At 73.5% G+C, this 14759-nt stretch carries 11 protein-coding genes and 1 pseudogene; 3 read left to right on the forward strand and 9 right to left on the reverse strand.

The features are described 5' to 3' along the window. Positions 1-296: 296 nt before the first annotated feature. From prs to HUN59_RS15145, 9 genes and pseudogenes are all read right to left on the reverse strand, one after another. A pseudogene (prs, locus tag HUN59_RS15105) lies at positions 297-986 on the reverse strand (ribose-phosphate diphosphokinase); the annotation flags it as partial. Between the two features lie 49 nt (positions 987-1035). Beyond that, positions 1036-2472 (reverse strand): bifunctional UDP-N-acetylglucosamine diphosphorylase/glucosamine-1-phosphate N-acetyltransferase GlmU, encoded by a 1437-nt coding sequence (gene glmU / locus HUN59_RS15110; RefSeq protein WP_174778830.1) that lies wholly within the window; start codon positions 2470-2472, stop codon positions 1036-1038. Between the two features lie 191 nt (positions 2473-2663). After that, positions 2664-4064, reverse strand: a complete 1401-nt coding sequence (locus HUN59_RS15115; RefSeq protein WP_174778831.1) for an MFS transporter — start codon at positions 4062-4064, stop codon at positions 2664-2666. A gap of 160 nt (positions 4065-4224) precedes the next feature. Beyond that, positions 4225-5271: an NAD(P)-dependent alcohol dehydrogenase gene (locus tag HUN59_RS15120; protein WP_174778832.1), complete on the reverse strand. Its 1047-nt coding sequence runs from the start codon at positions 5269-5271 to the stop codon at positions 4225-4227. Next, positions 5268-6575, reverse strand: a complete 1308-nt coding sequence (locus HUN59_RS15125; protein WP_174778833.1) for an ROK family transcriptional regulator — start codon at positions 6573-6575, stop codon at positions 5268-5270. The genes HUN59_RS15120 and HUN59_RS15125 overlap by 4 nt, the downstream gene beginning before the upstream one ends. A gap of 156 nt (positions 6576-6731) precedes the next feature. Then, the gene (locus HUN59_RS15130) at positions 6732-7775 is read right to left on the reverse strand and encodes a sugar phosphate isomerase/epimerase family protein (protein WP_174778834.1); all 1044 of its coding nucleotides are present in this window, start codon (positions 7773-7775) and stop codon (positions 6732-6734) included. 26 nt (positions 7776-7801) lie between these two features. Continuing rightward, a complete protein-coding gene (locus HUN59_RS15135; RefSeq protein WP_174779518.1) occupies positions 7802-8902 on the reverse strand; it encodes a Gfo/Idh/MocA family protein in 1101 nt (366 codons plus the stop codon). Then, positions 8899-9597, reverse strand: a complete 699-nt coding sequence (locus tag HUN59_RS15140) for a ThuA domain-containing protein (RefSeq protein WP_141860448.1) — start codon at positions 9595-9597, stop codon at positions 8899-8901. The genes HUN59_RS15135 and HUN59_RS15140 overlap by 4 nt, the downstream gene beginning before the upstream one ends. Then, positions 9594-10790 (reverse strand): Gfo/Idh/MocA family protein, encoded by a 1197-nt coding sequence (locus HUN59_RS15145; protein WP_254629903.1) that lies wholly within the window; start codon positions 10788-10790, stop codon positions 9594-9596. The genes HUN59_RS15140 and HUN59_RS15145 overlap by 4 nt, the downstream gene beginning before the upstream one ends. 97 nt (positions 10791-10887) lie before the next feature. On the opposite strand from HUN59_RS15145, the gene xylA reads away from it, so the two are divergent. The 3 genes from xylA (at position 10888) to HUN59_RS15160 (ending at position 14759) form a co-directional block, all read left to right on the forward strand. Then, entirely contained in the window at positions 10888-12081 is a 1194-nt protein-coding gene (gene xylA / locus HUN59_RS15150) for a xylose isomerase (RefSeq protein WP_174778835.1), read from the forward strand. A gap of 56 nt (positions 12082-12137) precedes the next feature. Next, on the forward strand, positions 12138-13622 hold the full coding sequence (locus tag HUN59_RS15155) for a xylulokinase (RefSeq protein WP_174778836.1): 1485 nt from the start codon (positions 12138-12140) through the stop codon (positions 13620-13622). Positions 13623-13769: 147 nt separating this feature from the next. Next, entirely contained in the window at positions 13770-14759 is a 990-nt protein-coding gene (locus HUN59_RS15160) for an acetylxylan esterase (protein ID WP_174778837.1), read from the forward strand.

Here is a 14759-nt window from a genome sequence, read left to right on the forward strand (position 1 = left end):
CGCGCGATCCACGAGGTCTTCGACGACGGTTCCGTCACGTCGATGTTCGACGGCGCGGCTTGACCACAGCGCGGGACGCGCTCGCCGCCCGGCTCCGGGCGGCGGGCAGCGTGTTCGCCGAGGACGAGGCCGACCTGCTGCTCGAGGCAGGCGACGGCGATCCGGTCCGTCTGCGTGCCCTGGTGCAGCGGCGCCTCGCCGGTGAGCCGCTCGAGGTCGTCCTCGGCTGGGCGGCCTTCGACGGGCACCGGGTCCGCGTCGCCGCGGGGGTCTTCGTGCCCCGGGCACGCACCGCGGTCGTCGNCGAGCAGGCAGACGCGGCCGGAGACGTCACCGACGATCTCGTGCACGGAGACCTGGTTCGGGACGAGCGGGTCACGCCGCTTGTGGATGATGGCGAGCGGGGCGCCGAGCTTCTCGGACCAGATGTCGGCGACGCGCACGCGGCCCATGTCCGGCGAGACGACGGTGAGCGTCTCCGGGTCGAGGATCTGCTGGAAGCGCTCGAGCAGCACGGGCATGGCGAACAGGTGGTCGACGGGGCCGTCGAAGAAGCCCTGGATCTGGGCGGCGTGCAGGTCGACGCTCATGATGCGGTGCGCTCCGGCGGCCTTGAACAGGTCGGCGACCAGTCGGGCCGAGATCGGCTCGCGACCGCGACCCTTCTTGTCCTGTCGGGCGTAGGGGTAGAACGGCGCCACGACAGTGATGCGCTTCGCCGAGGCACGCTTGAGCGCGTCGACCATGATGAGCTGCTCCATGAGCCACTCGTTGATCGGTGCGGTGTGCGACTGGATGACGAACGCGTCGCAGCCGCGGACCGACTCGTCGAAGCGGGCGTAGAGCTCACCGTTCGCGAAGGTGCGGGCGTCGGTCGGGACCAGCTCGACCCCGAGTTCGTCGGCGATCTGCGCCGAGAGCTCCGGGTGCGCTCGTCCCGAGACGAGGACGAGTCGTTTCTGGCCGGTTGTCTTGATTCCGGACAAGTGCGGTGCTCACTCCCTGACCCGCTCGGGGTCGCTGCCGACGGCCGGGTCAGGTCGCCGTGTTCTGTTCGCCGTGCGCGCGCCGAGCCGCCTCGGCCGCCGGCGTACCGGGTCGGTGTTCCTCGACCCATCCGTCGGTGTTGCGCTGCGGGGCGTAGCTGATCGCGAGCGACCCGGCCGGTACGTCCTTGCGGACGGTCGTACCCGCGCCGGTGTACGCCCCGTCGCCAATCCTAACCGGGGCGACGAACACGTTGTGCGAGCCCGTCCGCACGTTCGACCCCACCTGGGTGCGGTGCTTGTGCACGCCGTCGTAGTTCGCGGTGATGGTGTTGGCCCCGATGTTGGAGTCCTCGCCGACCTCGGTGTCGCCGATGTAGGACAGGTGCGGCACCTTGCTGCCCCGCCCGATCACGGCGTTCTTGGTCTCGACGAACGTGCCGATCTTGCCCTGGTCGCCCAGGATCGTGCCCGGCCGCAGGTACGCGAACGGGCCGACCGAGGCACCGTCCCCGATCACGGCGAGCGTCGCGTCGACCCGGTTCACGGTCGCGCCGGCGCCGACCTCGGTGTCGCGCAGGGTCGTGTCCGGTCCGACGACGGCCCCGGCCGCGATCGCGGTGGCGCCGATCAGCTGGGTGCCCGGGAGCACCTCGGCGTCGGCCTCGATGGTGACGTCCAGGTCGATCCACGTCGTCGCGGGGTCCTGGACGGTGACGCCGGCGAGCTGGTGCCGACGGACGATCCGGGCGTTCAGCTCCCGCGCGGCGTCGGCGAGCTGTGCACGGTCGTTGATCCCCGCGACGAGCCACGGGTCGGTGAGGGTCACGACGTCGATCGCTCCGCCGCGCGCGGCGATGAGGGCCGGCACGTCGGTGACGTACTTCTCGCCCTGGGCGTTGGCCGTCGTGAGACCGGGGAGCACGGCACGGAGGTGCGCGACGTCGAACGCGTAGATCCCGGCGTTCGCCTCGGTGATGGTGCGCTGCTCGTCGGTCGCGTCCTTGTGCTCGACGACGGCGACGAAGGCCCCGGAGGCGTCGCGGACCACGCGGCCGAGGCCGGTCGGGTCGGGGGCGATCGCACTGACCAGGGTCGCGGCGTTCCCGGCGTGGGCGTCCACGAGCATGCGGAGCGACGCGGCGTCGAGCAGCGGGACGTCGCCGGAGAGCACGACCACGGCGCCCTCGAAGTCGGCGGGGAGTGCCTGGACCGCGACCTCGACGGCGCGCCCGGTGCCGGGGACGTCGTCCTGGTCGACGACGATCGCGCCGGGTGCGCGCTCGGCGACCTCGGCGGCGACGCGCTCCCGCTCGTGCCGGACCACCACGGCGACGTGCTCGGGCTCGAGCGACGCCGCGGTGCGGAGCACGTGGGCGACGAGGGGCAGGCCGGCGAGGCGGTGCAGCACCTTGGGGGTGGAGGACTTCATGCGCGTGCCCTGCCCGGCGGCGAGGACGACGACGGCGATCCGCTGGTCGGTCATGCCCTCCATCCTGGCGCACGGGAGCCGAGCGGGTGCCACGGGGCCGTCACCGTGGACGATCCGGCCCATCGCAGGTGAAATGGGAGGCAAGACCGCGCAAGGGGTGCCGGAAGGAACGACACACCACGCGCGGATCAGCACCCGACGAGCGGAAACGCCTCCGACGCGCGGAACGGCACCCGACGCGCGGATCAGCCTCCGACGCGCGGGACGGCCGCCGCCCCGTCCTCCCGCTTGACGAACGCCATGAGCACGAGGCCCGCGACGAGCACCACCACGATGCCGAGGATGCCGAACCGCGTCGAGCCGGTCACGGTCACGGCGACCCCGAACAGCGCCGGCGCCAGGAACGACGCCGCCCGCCCGGTCGTGGCGTACAGGCCGAACAGCTCCCCCTCGCGGCCCGGCGTCGCGAGCCGCGCCAGGTACGCCCGCGACGACGACTGCACCGGCCCGACGAACACGCACAGCGCGAGCCCGAGCACCCAGAACCCGATCTGGGCCGTCCCGACCGCGAGCACCGCCGTGCCGCACACGACGAGTCCGATCAGCGACACCGTGATGAGCGCCCGGGAGCCGAACCGGTCGTCGAGCCGCCCGGACAGGAACGTCGCGACCCCGGCGACGACGTTCGCGACGATGGCGAACAGGATCACCTCGGACGCACTGAAGCCGAACACCTGCGCGGCGATGATCCCGCCGAACGTGAACACCGCCCCGACCCCGTCGCGGAACACCGCGCTCGCGACCAGGAACGCCAGGACGTTCCGCCGCTCGCGCCACAGCCGGGCGACGTGGCGTCCGAGGTCCCGGTAGGCCCCGAGCAGGCCGCCGGTCTGCGTCCGGTCCGGCGCGGCCTCGGGGACGGTCAGGAACAGCGGCACCGAGCTCACGGCGAGCCACACGGCGGCGATGCCGATCGCGACGCGGACGTCCCACTGCCCGGTCGCCACGGTCGCCGGCAGCTGCAGGACCCCGGCCACGCCGGGCGTCCCGAAGTCCTGGATGCACAGGACGAGCAGCACGACCAGCAGCACGATGCCGCCGAAGTACCCGGCCGCCCAGCCGATCGCCGAGACCCGGCCGGTCTTCGGCCCGGAGGCGACCTGGCCGAGCATCGCGTTGTACCCGACGGTCGCGATCTCGTACGCGACCGTCCCGATCCCGAGCAGGGCCGCGCCGAGCACGAGGTACGGCTGGCTCGGTGCGACGAACACCATCGCCCCGATCGACAGCGCGATGCCGATGGTCGCGACGAGCACCGACCGGCGCCGGTGCCCGGAGGAGTCCGCGAGCCGGCCGACCGCGGGGGCGACGAGCGCCACGACGATCCCGGCGACGGTCAGGGCGGTCGAGACGGTCGCCGCGTTCTGCGCGAGCTCCCGATCGACCGCGCGGGTGGCGGCAGCCGAGGCGCCCTCGGCCGCGACGAGCCGCGGGTCGACGAACGCGCGGCTCGCCAGGTAGGTGCTGAACACGAAGGTGGTGACGACGGCGTTGAACGCCGCGGACCCCCAGTCCCAGAGGGCCCAGGACACGAGGGCCCGTCGGTCGGTGCGCTGCGGCACTGCGGCCGCCGGTGTCGCCGTCATGGCCGAACCGTAGCGCGTCGCGGTGTCGCGCCGGTGCCCCCGGTCCGGGTGCGCCGGCAGGTGCGGTCGCCGGACACGACCGCAGGACGGACTGGAGGCACGTGGCGGGCCCGCCACGTGCCTCCAGTCCCTGTCCTGGTCGCGCCGCGACGGAGGCGGGTCACGAGGCGGACGGGACCCCGTTCGGGTAGACGACCGACTTGAGGGAGGCCGGGTCGGTGTCGCTCTCGAGGGCCTCGCGGACGTCGTCGAGCCCGAAGCGTCCCGTGACGAGTGCGTCCAGGTCGACCTGTCCGGAGGCGACCAGCCCGATCGCGACCGGCCAGGTGTTCGTGTAGCGGAAGATGCCGGTGACCGTCACCTCGAGGTTCTGGATGTGCTCGACGGGCAGCACCATCTCGGAGTTGCCGAGCCCGACCAGGACGGCGGCGCCGGCCGGTCCGACCGCCTTGATGCCGTCCGAGACCGCGCGGGGTGCGCCGCTGGCGTCGATGAAGGCGTCGACGGGGACGATGTCCGACGTGACGTCCACCGTGACGGGGTCGACCACCTCCGTCGCGCCGAAGGACAGCGCCCGCTCGCGGCGCTCGGGGACGAGGTCGCTGACGACGACGCGGGTGGCGCCGAACGCGCGGGCGACCTGTGCGCAGATGACGCCGATCGGGCCGGCGCCGGCGATGAGGACGCTCGACCCGGGGACGATCCCGGCCTTGCGTGCGGCGGCGATGCCGACGGACAGGGGTTCGAGGAGGGCGCCGGCCTCGAACGAGACGGTGTCGGGCAGGGTGTGGGCGAACTCGGCCTCGATCGTGACGTACTCGGCGAACGCGCCGTCGACCGGCGGCGTCGCGTAGAAGCGCATGTGCGGGCAGAGGTTGTAGCGACCGGCCAGGCACTGCGCGCAGCGGTGGCAGGGGCGCTGCGGTTCGACGGCGACGCGTTCCCCGACGCGGGCGGGGTCGACGCCCTCGCCGACGGCGGTGATCGTGCCGGAGAGCTCGTGACCGAGGACGAGGGGCGCCTCGACGACGAAGTCCCCGATGCGGCCGTGGCGGTAGTAGTGCACGTCGGAGCCGCACACGCCGACGGCGGCGACGCGGACGAGGACGTCCCCCGCGGCGACCTCGGGGACGGGGCGGTCCTCGACGGTGAGGTCCTGGGTGCCGAGCAGGACGCTCGCGCGCTGGGTGGTGGCGATGTCGGTCATGCGGATCTCGCTTCCTCGACCGCGTCGTCGCGGTCGGACGGGGTGGTCGGTGTGTCGGCGGCGGGCGGGGCCGTCTGGGCCGGGACCCGCGTCGCTCGGGCCGGGGCCTGCGCCGCCTGGATCGGGGTCGCCGTCGCCTGGCCGTCGCGGAGCAGGTCGGTGAACCCGAGCTCGGCGGCCCCGCGCACCAGGACGTCCCGGCCGAGCGCCGCCGGCACGACCCGGAGCCGGTCGGTCATGGCGGCCATCGTCTGCGCCCGGACCTCGTCCTCGACGCGGTCCCCGACGTGCCCGAGCAGCTCGCCGAGGAACCCGCCGAGGACGACGACCTCGGGGTCGACCGTGTGGACGGCGTTCCGGATCGCGGTGGCGAGCGCCGTGACCTGCCGGTCGACGACCCGCTCGACCTCGTCCCGGCCCTCGGCGAGCGCCGCGGCGAGGGCGTCGAGGTCGTCCGGGGGTGTCCCGGTGACCGCGGTCAGGGACTCGCGCGAGGCCTCGGTCTCCAGGCACCCGACGGCCCCGCAGTGGCAGCGGATGCCGTTCGCGGCGACGAAGGTGTGCCCGAGCTCGCCCGCGTACCCGTCGGCACCGCTGAACGGTCGGCCGGCGCTGACGATGCCGCCGCCGATGCCGCTCGCGCCGCCGTTGAGGTAGACCAGGTCGTCGACGCCGCGGGCGCTGCCGTACAGCCGTTCGGCCCAGGCGCCGACGTTCGCGTCGTTCGCGGCGCGGACGGGCAGGCCGAGGCGATCGGCGAGCGGTCCCGCGAACGGCTCGTCCCGCCATCCGAGGTGCGGGGCGTCCCGGACGACCCCGTCCTCGACGCGGACGATGCCGGGGACCGCGACGCCGACCCCGACGAGCCGTAGGCCCGGTGCCGCCCGGGTGGTGAGGGTGCCGAGCACGCGGGCGACGGCGTCGATCGCCACGGCCGCGCTCGGGACGCTGGGCTGGGGTTCGACGAGCCGGTCGCGCACGGTGCCGTCGAGCGCGACGAGGGCCACCCCGACGGCGTCGATCTCGACCGTGACGGCGGCGGCCACGACGTCCGGCGACGCGCGGACGATCGCGCTGGGACGTCCGACGCCGGCTGTGGGGCGATCGGCACCGGGGCCGCCGGGGGCGGGGGACTCCTCGTGCACGAGCCCCTGTTCGACGAGCTCGCCGACGATCGCCAGGACCGTCGAGCGGTTCAGGCCCGTACGACGGGTGAGCTCGGCGCGCGGGAGCGGCCCGCCCTCGTGCACGATGCGGAGGACGCGCGCGGCGTTGCCGGGCGTGGTCGTGGCCGGTCGGGCCATGGGTCCTCCTCGTGGGGTGGTGGTGCGGGGTCGGGCGGTGCCGAGTCTCGGCACGAGCGACAAGTCTCGCGCGGCGCTCCGCGGAACTCGTCGCCCAGGCCGAGACTCGGCGCGGCGCCGGCGCCGGCGGCGCGGGGCCGCCGGCGCGGCCGGCGGCTAGCGCGAGCGCGAGAACGCGGCGTCGAACGCGGCGTCCGGCGGCGCGATGGTCCCGAGCTGCCGCACGAACGCCAGCGCCTCCGGGCCGCCGACGAGCCGGTCCATGCCCGCGTCCTCCCACTCGACGCTCGTCGGCCCGTCGTACCCGATGTGGTTCAGCACGCGGAACACCCGCTCCCACGGCACGTCCCCGTGCCCGGCGGTGACGAAGTCCCACCCGCGCCGCGGGTCGCCCCACGGCAGGTGCGACGACAGGCGTCCGTTGCGGCCGTCGAGCTGCTTCACCGACTCCTTGCAGTGCACGTGGTACACCCGGTCCGCGAAGTCGAGCAGGAACGCGGCGGGGTCCAGGTCCTGCCAGACGAAGTGCGACGGGTCGAAGTTGAAGCCGAACGCCGGCCGGTCCTGGAACACCTCCAGCGCCCGCTTCGCCGTCCAGTAGTCGTAGGCGATCTCGGACGGGTGCACCTCGAGCGCGAAGCGGACGCCGACCTCCTCGAACACGTCGAGGATCGGCGACCACCGGTCGTGGAAGTCCTGGTAGCCGGCGTCGATCATCGAGGGCGGCACCGGCGGGAACCCGGCGACGGTCTTCCAGATCGACGACCCGGAGAACCCGGTGACGGTCGTGACGCCGAGCGCCGCGGCCGCGCGGGCGGTCCACTGCAGCTCCTCGGCTGCCCGCTGACGGACGCCCTCGGGGTCGCCGTCGCCCCACACGTGCGGCGCGAGGATGTCCTCGTGCCGCTGGTCGATCGGGTCGTCGCACACGGCCTGCCCGGTCAGGTGGTTCGCGATCGTCCAGACCTGCAGGCCGTTGCGCTCCAGGATCGCCTTCCGGTCCGCCACGTAGTCGGGGTCCGTCGCGGCGCGACGGACGTCCAGGTGGTCGCCCCAGCAGGCGATCTCCAGGCCGTCGTAGCCCCACTCCCCCGCCAGTCGGGCGACCTCCTCGAACGGCAGGTCCGCCCACTGGCCGGTGAACAGGGTGACCGGTCGCGTCGCCACGCTCGGCCGGGAGGCACGGGTCGTCTCCGTCATGCTGCTTCCTTCCTCCTGCTGCTCGTTCACCAGGTGCTCGGCTCGGCTCCGGCGGGAACGGTCTCCGGTCGGTCGACGCGCGACCGCACGTCGACCACGGCGTGCTCGCGGGCGGCGGTCGAGACCGCCTCCATCACCTCGAGCACGTGGAACGCGAGGTCGCCGGACGCCCGGTGCGGCCGGTCGGTGGCGATCGCGTGTGCCATGTCGGCGAGGCCGTACCCGCGTCCGGCGTCGGCGTACCCGGCGCTCGTCGGCAGGTCCCGCCACTCGCGGGGCCGTGCTGTTCCCCCCTGGGCATCGGCGATCGACACCGGATCGGAGAACCGGTTCGGGTCGGGGACCCCGAGCGTGCCCGCGGTGCCGTACACCTCGAACAGTGGCGCCCGGGTGGCCCAGACCTCGAAGGACACCGTGACCGTGGAGACGACGCCGTTCGCGTGCTCGAGGACGGCGACCACGTGCGTGTCGATGTCGACCCGAAGCGGGGTGCCCGCGGCGGGTCCGGTCGCGATCCTGCGCTCGCGGTCGGAGCGGGTCGAGGCGCCGCTCACCCGGACGACCGGTCCGAAGAACGACACGAGGCTCGTCAGGTAGTACGGCCCCATGTCGAGCAGCGGCCCACCACCCGGCTGGTAGTAGAACGCGGGCGCCGGGTGCCACAGCTCGTGCCCGGGCGCCGACCAGGACACGGCGGCACCGACGGGCGTGCCGATCGCACCGCTGTCGAGCGCCTGCCGGGCCGTCTGGATCCCGGTGCCGAGCACGGTGTCCGGCGCGCTGCCGACCCGCAGCCCCGAGCGCCGGGCGAGGTCGAGCACGGGCTGCGCCTCGGCCGTCGACATCGCGAGCGGCTTCTCGCCGTACACGTGCTTGCCGGCCTCGAGCGCCCGGGTCGCGATCTCGGCGTGCGCGGCCGGGATCGTCAGGTTGAGCACGACGTCGACGTCGTCCGCGGCGATGAGCTCGTCGACGCTCGTCCCGCGGACGCCCTGGGCCGCGCCCACGGACTGCGCCCGGGCGACGTCGATGTCCGCGACGGCGGTGAGCTCGAGTCCGGGCAGCGCCGGGAAGTGCTCGAAGTACTGCTGGCTGATGACGCCGACCCCGACGACACCGACCTTCATCGCGCTGCCCACAGGAGTCCCCTCTCGATGATCGTGCGGAGCGGCTGCGACTCGACGACCTCGAGCCGGTGCCCGGGCGCCGAGACGAACACGCGCCCCTGCCCCCACTGCCGGGTCCAGATCGCCGGCGCCGTGACCGGGCGGTTCCAGGCGTCGAAGTCCCGGGCCTCCTGCGTCGTGGTCGCCAGCACGTCGTTGTACTCGTCGGAGAGCACCCAGTACTGCTCGGTCACCAGGTCGAAGTCCTCGATGCCCTGCGTGATCGGGTGCTCGTGCCCGGCCTCGGTGATGTGCACCGTGTACGGGATGTAGTTGTCGGACTGCTCGCCGGTGCGCTCGGACGGGTGCTTGCCCGCGTGGTGCGCGAACTGCCCGCCGATCATGTGCAGGTAGTCGGCGGTGTTCCGGAACGCGTCCGCGATCCCGCCGTGCCATCCCGCGAGTCCGGCGCCGCCGAGCACGGCCTTCTGCAGTCCGGCGAACTCGTCGTCCGCGATGGTCGACATGGTGACGACCTGCACGATCAGGTCGACGTCGGCCATCACGGACTCGTCGGCGTACACCGCGGTCGAGTCCGACACCTGCACGTCGAACCCGTTGTCCCGCAGGAACGGGACGAACAGGTCGGTGGTCTCGACCGGCATGTGCCCGTCCCACCCACCCCGGACGACCAGGGCCTTCTTCCCGCCGGTCATCGGATCGCCGTCCAGGCGCTGCCGTCGGCCGCGCTGCGCTCGACCGCGTCGAGGACCCGCTGCACGTGCAGGCCGTCCGCGAACGACGGCTGCGGGTCGGTGCCGGCGACGATCGCCCGCACGAAGTCCGTGACCTGGTGGCTGAAGGTGTGCTCGTAGCCGATCAGGTGCCCGGTCGGCCACCACGCGGCCATCCACGGGTGCTCCGGCTCGGTGACGAGGATGCGGCGGAAGCCCTGCTCCCCCGCGGGCGCCGACGACTCGTACAGCCGCAGCTCGTTCATCGACTCGAGGTCGAACTGGATCGCGCCCTCGGACCCGCTGACCTCGAGCGTCAGGCCGTTCTTCCGACCGGTCGCGTAGCGCGTGGCCTCGAAGGTGCCGATCGCGCCGTCGGCAGCGCCACCGCTGAGCCGCCCGAGGAAGAACGCGGCGTCGTCGACGGTGACCTGTCCGCGTTCGCTCGACGCGGTGCCCGACAGGCCGACGCCCTCGGCCATCAGCGGGCGTTCGTGCACGAAGGTCTCGAGCGTGCCGGACACGGTGGACAGCTGTGCGCTGGTGACGTGCTCGACGAGGTCGATCGCGTGCGCGCCGATGTCGCCGAGCGAGCCGGAACCGGCGAGCGCCTTGTCGAGGCGCCACGTCATCGGGCCCTCGGCGTCGGCCAACCAGTCCTGCAGGTAGAGCGCGCGGACCTGGCGGACGGCCCCGATCCTCCCGTCCTGCACCAGCTGGCGCGCGAGCGCGATGGCGGGCACGCGGCGGTAGCTGAACCCGACCATGGCGCGGACGCCGCGCGCAGCGGCGGACTCGGCGGCGGCCGTCATCGCCTCGGCCTCGGCCACGGTGTTGGCGAGGGGCTTCTCGCACAGCACGTGCTTGCCGGCCTCGAGCGCGGCAATCGCGACCTCGACGTGCGAGGAGCCGGGCGACACCACGTCGACGACGTCGATGTCCGGGTCGGCGACCACCCGGCGCCAGTCGGTCGACGCGGCCTGCCAGCCGTACTGCCGGCGCGCGGCCTCGGTGCGCTCGGCGTCCCGCCCGACGACGACCGCCATCTCGGGCTCCACGCCGAGGTCGAAGAACCGCGGGGCGGTCCGCCACGCCTGGGAGTGCGCCGCCCCCATGAAGCCGTGCCCGACCATCGCGACCCGCAGTCGACCCGGTCCGTGTCCGTCCTGTGCCATCCACTCGCTCCTTTGCGATCCGGTGTTGCCAGGATCCACCCTACCGCTTATGTTGGGCGCGGCAACATTTTGTTTCGACGACGAACGGTGACCCACCATGGCAACGACGCCCACCCGTGACGACAAGTTCTCCTTCGGTCTCTGGACCATCGGCTACAACGGCTCCGACCCGTTCGGCGGCCCCACCCGTCCCGCGCTGGACGTGGTCGAGGCGGTCGAGAAGCTCGACGAGATCGGCGCCTACGGCCTGACCTTCCACGACGACGACCTGTTCGCGTTCGGTTCGACCGACGCCGAGCGCCAGGGCCAGATCGACCGCCTCAAGGGCGCCCTCGAGTCGACCGGGATCATCGTGCCGATGGTCACGACGAACCTGTTCTCGGCCCCGGTGTTCAAGGACGGCGGCTTCACCTCGAACGACCGCCAGGTCCGCCGGTTCGCGCTCCGCAAGGTGCTCCGCAACATCGACCTGGCCGCCGAGCTCGGTGCGAAGACCTTCGTCATGTGGGGCGGCCGCGAGGGCTCGGAGTACGACTCCGCCAAGGACGTGCAGGCCGCGCTCGAGCGCTACCGCGAGGCCGTCAACCTGCTCGCCCAGTACGTCACGGACAAGGGCTACGACATCCGCTTCGCCATCGAGCCGAAGCCGAACGAGCCCCGCGGCGACATCCTCCTGCCGACCCTGGGCCACGCGATCGCCTTCACCGAGACGCTCGAGCGCCCGGAGCTGTTCGGCATCAACCCCGAGGTCGGCCACGAGCAGATGGCGGGCCTGAACTTCACGGCCGGCATCGCCCAGGCGCTGTACCAGGGCAAGCTCTTCCACATCGACCTGAACGGCCAGCGCGGCATCAAGTACGACCAGGACCTGGTGTTCGGCCACGGCGACCTGCAGAACGCGTTCTCGCTCGTCGACCTGCTCGAGCACGGCGCCCCGCAGGGCGGTCAGGCGTACGACGGCCCGCGGCACTTCGACTACAAGCCGTCGCGCACCGAGGACATCACGGGTGTCTGGGACTCCGCGAAGGCGAACATGCGCATGTACCTGCTCCTCAAGGAGCGCGCGCAGGCGTTCCGCGCCGACCCCGAGGTGCAGGAGGCCCTGTCCGCCGCGAAGGTCGACGAGCTGAGCACCCCGACGCTGAACAGCGGCGAGTCGTACGACGACTTCCTCGCCGACCGCTCGGCGTTCGAGGACTTCGACGCCGACGCGTACTTCGGCGGCAAGGGCTTCGGCTTCGTGCGCCTGCAGCAGCTCGCGATCGAGCACCTCATGGGCGCGCGGAATTGAAGGCAGACGCGCCAGCGGCTGCATTCCGCGCGCTGAGGCGGCCTGCCGCCGAAGGGGTGACCCTGGTCGCCGGGGTCGACTCGTCGACCCAGTCCTGCAAGGTCACCATCCGTGACGCGTCGACCGGTGCGGTCGTCCGGGAGGGGCGTGCGTCCCACCCGGACGGCACCTCCGTCGACCCCCGCCACTGGTGGGACGCGCTCGGCACCGCGATCGTGGACGCCGGTGGGTTCGACGACGTCGCCGCGGTCGCGGTCGCCGGGCAGCAGCACGGCATGGTCGCGCTGGACGCGGACGGTCGCGTGGTCCGCGACGCGCTCCTCTGGAACGACGTCCGCAGTGCCGACGCGGCCGCGCAGATGGTCGAGGAGCTCGGACGGGAGGCATGGGTCGCCCGGACGGGTCTGGTCCCGGTGGCCTCGTTCACCGGGACCAAGCTGCGCTGGCTGCGGGACGCGGAGCCCGAGAACGCGGCGCGGGTCGCCGCGGTCGCGCTCCCCCACGACTGGCTGTCGTGGCGGCTGCGCGGGTACGGCCCGGCGGACGAGAGTCCGCTCGGTCCGGACCTCGACGCGCTCGCGACCGACGGCTCCGACGCCAGCGGCACGGCGTACTGGGACCCGGTGCGCCGCGAGTACGACGCGGAGCTGTTCGCGGCCGCCCTCGGTCGTGGCCTCCGGGTCGCGGGTGGCGCAACCGCAGCCGCAGCCGGTGACGACGACGCGGTCGTGGTGCCGCGGGTGGTCGCACCGGACGAGGCGATGGGCACGCTGGGGTCCGACGTCGCGCTGCCGGGCGGCGCGACCGCCCGCGCCGGACTCGTGGTCGGCCCGGGACTCGGCGACAACGCCGGGGCCGCGCTCGGCCTCGGCCTCGGTCCCGGCGACGTCGCGGTGTCCCTCGGCACGAGCGGGACGGTCTTCGGGGTCACCGACACCGAGGTGACGGACCCGAGCGGGACCGTGGCGGGCTTCGCCGACGGGACCGGGTCGCGCCTCCCGATCGTGACGACGCTCAACGCGGCCCGCGTGCTCGAGGTGATCGGCGGGCTCCTCGCCGTCGACCACGACGGCCTCGGCGAGCTGGCGCTGCAGGCGCCGGCCGGCGCGGACGGGCTCGTGCTCGTGCCGTACTTCGTCGGCGAGCGCACCCCGAACCGACCGGACGCGACCGCCTCGCTGCTCGGGATGACCCCGGCGACCACGGACCGGGCACACCTCGCCCGCGCCGCCGTCGAGGGCATGCTGTGCGCCCTCGCCGACGGGCTCGCCGCGGTCGAGGGCACCGGCGTCACGGTGTCCCGACTGCTGCTCATCGGCGGGGCCGCGCGGAACGAGGCAGTCCGGGCCGTCGCCGCGCAGGTGTTCGGCCGCGACGTGTCGATCCCGGAGCCGGGCGAGTACGTGGCGTCCGGTGCCGCTCGACAGGCCGCGTGGGTGCTGACGGGGAGCCTGCCGTCGTGGGAGGTCTCCGCCACGGTCGTCCCCGCGGACCCGCGCCCCGAGGTGCTCGAGCAGTACCGGGCACACGCCGCGCGCTGACACCGCTCGCGAGCGATCGATCCCATCGCGCACGGTGTAGGAAGACGTTCTGCGCGTCGGAGGTCGGAAGGTTCGTCCTCCGACGCGCGGAACGACCCACGATGCGCGGAACGCCATCCCACGCGCAGAACGACCCCGGAGGACCTCATGCCGCTCACCGACCTGCCCCTCGACCAGCTCCGGGCGTACCGCCCCGAGGTGCGGCGTCCGGCCGACCTCGACGCCTTCTGGGCGGACACGATCGCCGAGGCCCGGGCAGCCGGTGCCGGCACCGCGCCCGTCACCACCCCCGCCGAGACCCCGGTCACCGCCCTCGACGTGCAGGACCTGACGTTCCCGGGCTTCGGCGGCGACCCCGTCCGCGCCTGGGTCTCCCGCCCCGCGGGCACGGCCGACCAGGACCTGCCCGTCGTGGTCGAGTTCCTCGGGTACGGCGGCGGCCGCGGGCTCCCCGGGGAACGGGTGTCGTGGGCGCTCGCGGGCTTCGTGCACGTCGTGATGGACACCCGCGGGCAGGGCAGCGGCTGGGGCTCCGGCGGGGACACGCCCGACCCGCACGGCTCCGTGCCGCACGTCGGCGGGTGGATGGCGAGCGGCGTCGACGCCCCGGCGAACCACTACTACCGCCGCGTGTTCACCGACGCGGTGCGGCTGGTCGAGGCGGTCCGCACGCTCCCCGGCGTCGACGTCGACCGGATCGCGCTCACCGGCGGCAGCCAGGGCGGCGGGATCACCCTCGCCGCGGCGGCCCTGGTCGAGGCACACGTCGGCCCGCTCGTCGCCGTGCTGCCCGACGTCGCGTTCCTGTGCGACTGGGAGCACGGAACGGCCGTCGCCGTCGGCGGCCCGTACCTCGAGCTCGCCACGCACCTGTCGGTCCACCGCGACGACGTCGACCGGGTGTGGGACACGGTGGCCTACTTCGACGGCGTGCACTTCGCCGAGCGCATCGCCGCGCCGGCGCTGTTCTCCGTGGCGCTGATGGACGACGTCGTGCCGCCGCGGACGACCTTCGCGGCGTACAACGCCCTGGGCTCGGCCGACCGCGAGATCGCCGTCTACCCGTACAACGGGCACGAGGGCGGCGGCTTCCGGCACTGGGAGCGCCAGGTGGCGTTCCTGCGCGACCGGCTCTAG

Source organism: Curtobacterium sp. Csp2, from assembly GCF_013347165.1.

Coding starts and splice junctions, on each gene's coding strand:
- glmU (WP_174778830.1), bottom strand. CDS start 2,472: ATGACCGACCAGCGGATCGCCGTCGTCGTCCTCGCCGCCGGGCAGGGC.
- HUN59_RS15115 (WP_174778831.1), bottom strand. CDS start 4,064: ATGACGGCGACACCGGCGGCCGCAGTGCCGCAGCGCACCGACCGACGG.
- HUN59_RS15120 (WP_174778832.1), bottom strand. CDS start 5,271: ATGACCGACATCGCCACCACCCAGCGCGCGAGCGTCCTGCTCGGCACC.
- HUN59_RS15125 (WP_174778833.1), bottom strand. CDS start 6,575: ATGGCCCGACCGGCCACGACCACGCCCGGCAACGCCGCGCGCGTCCTC.
- HUN59_RS15130 (WP_174778834.1), bottom strand. CDS start 7,775: ATGACGGAGACGACCCGTGCCTCCCGGCCGAGCGTGGCGACGCGACCG.
- HUN59_RS15135 (WP_174779518.1), bottom strand. CDS start 8,902: ATGAAGGTCGGTGTCGTCGGGGTCGGCGTCATCAGCCAGCAGTACTTC.
- HUN59_RS15140 (WP_141860448.1), bottom strand. CDS start 9,597: ATGACCGGCGGGAAGAAGGCCCTGGTCGTCCGGGGTGGGTGGGACGGG.
- HUN59_RS15145 (WP_254629903.1), bottom strand. CDS start 10,790: ATGGCACAGGACGGACACGGACCGGGTCGACTGCGGGTCGCGATGGTC.
- xylA (WP_174778835.1), top strand. CDS start 10,888: ATGGCAACGACGCCCACCCGTGACGACAAGTTCTCCTTCGGTCTCTGG.
- HUN59_RS15160 (WP_174778837.1), top strand. CDS start 13,770: ATGCCGCTCACCGACCTGCCCCTCGACCAGCTCCGGGCGTACCGCCCC.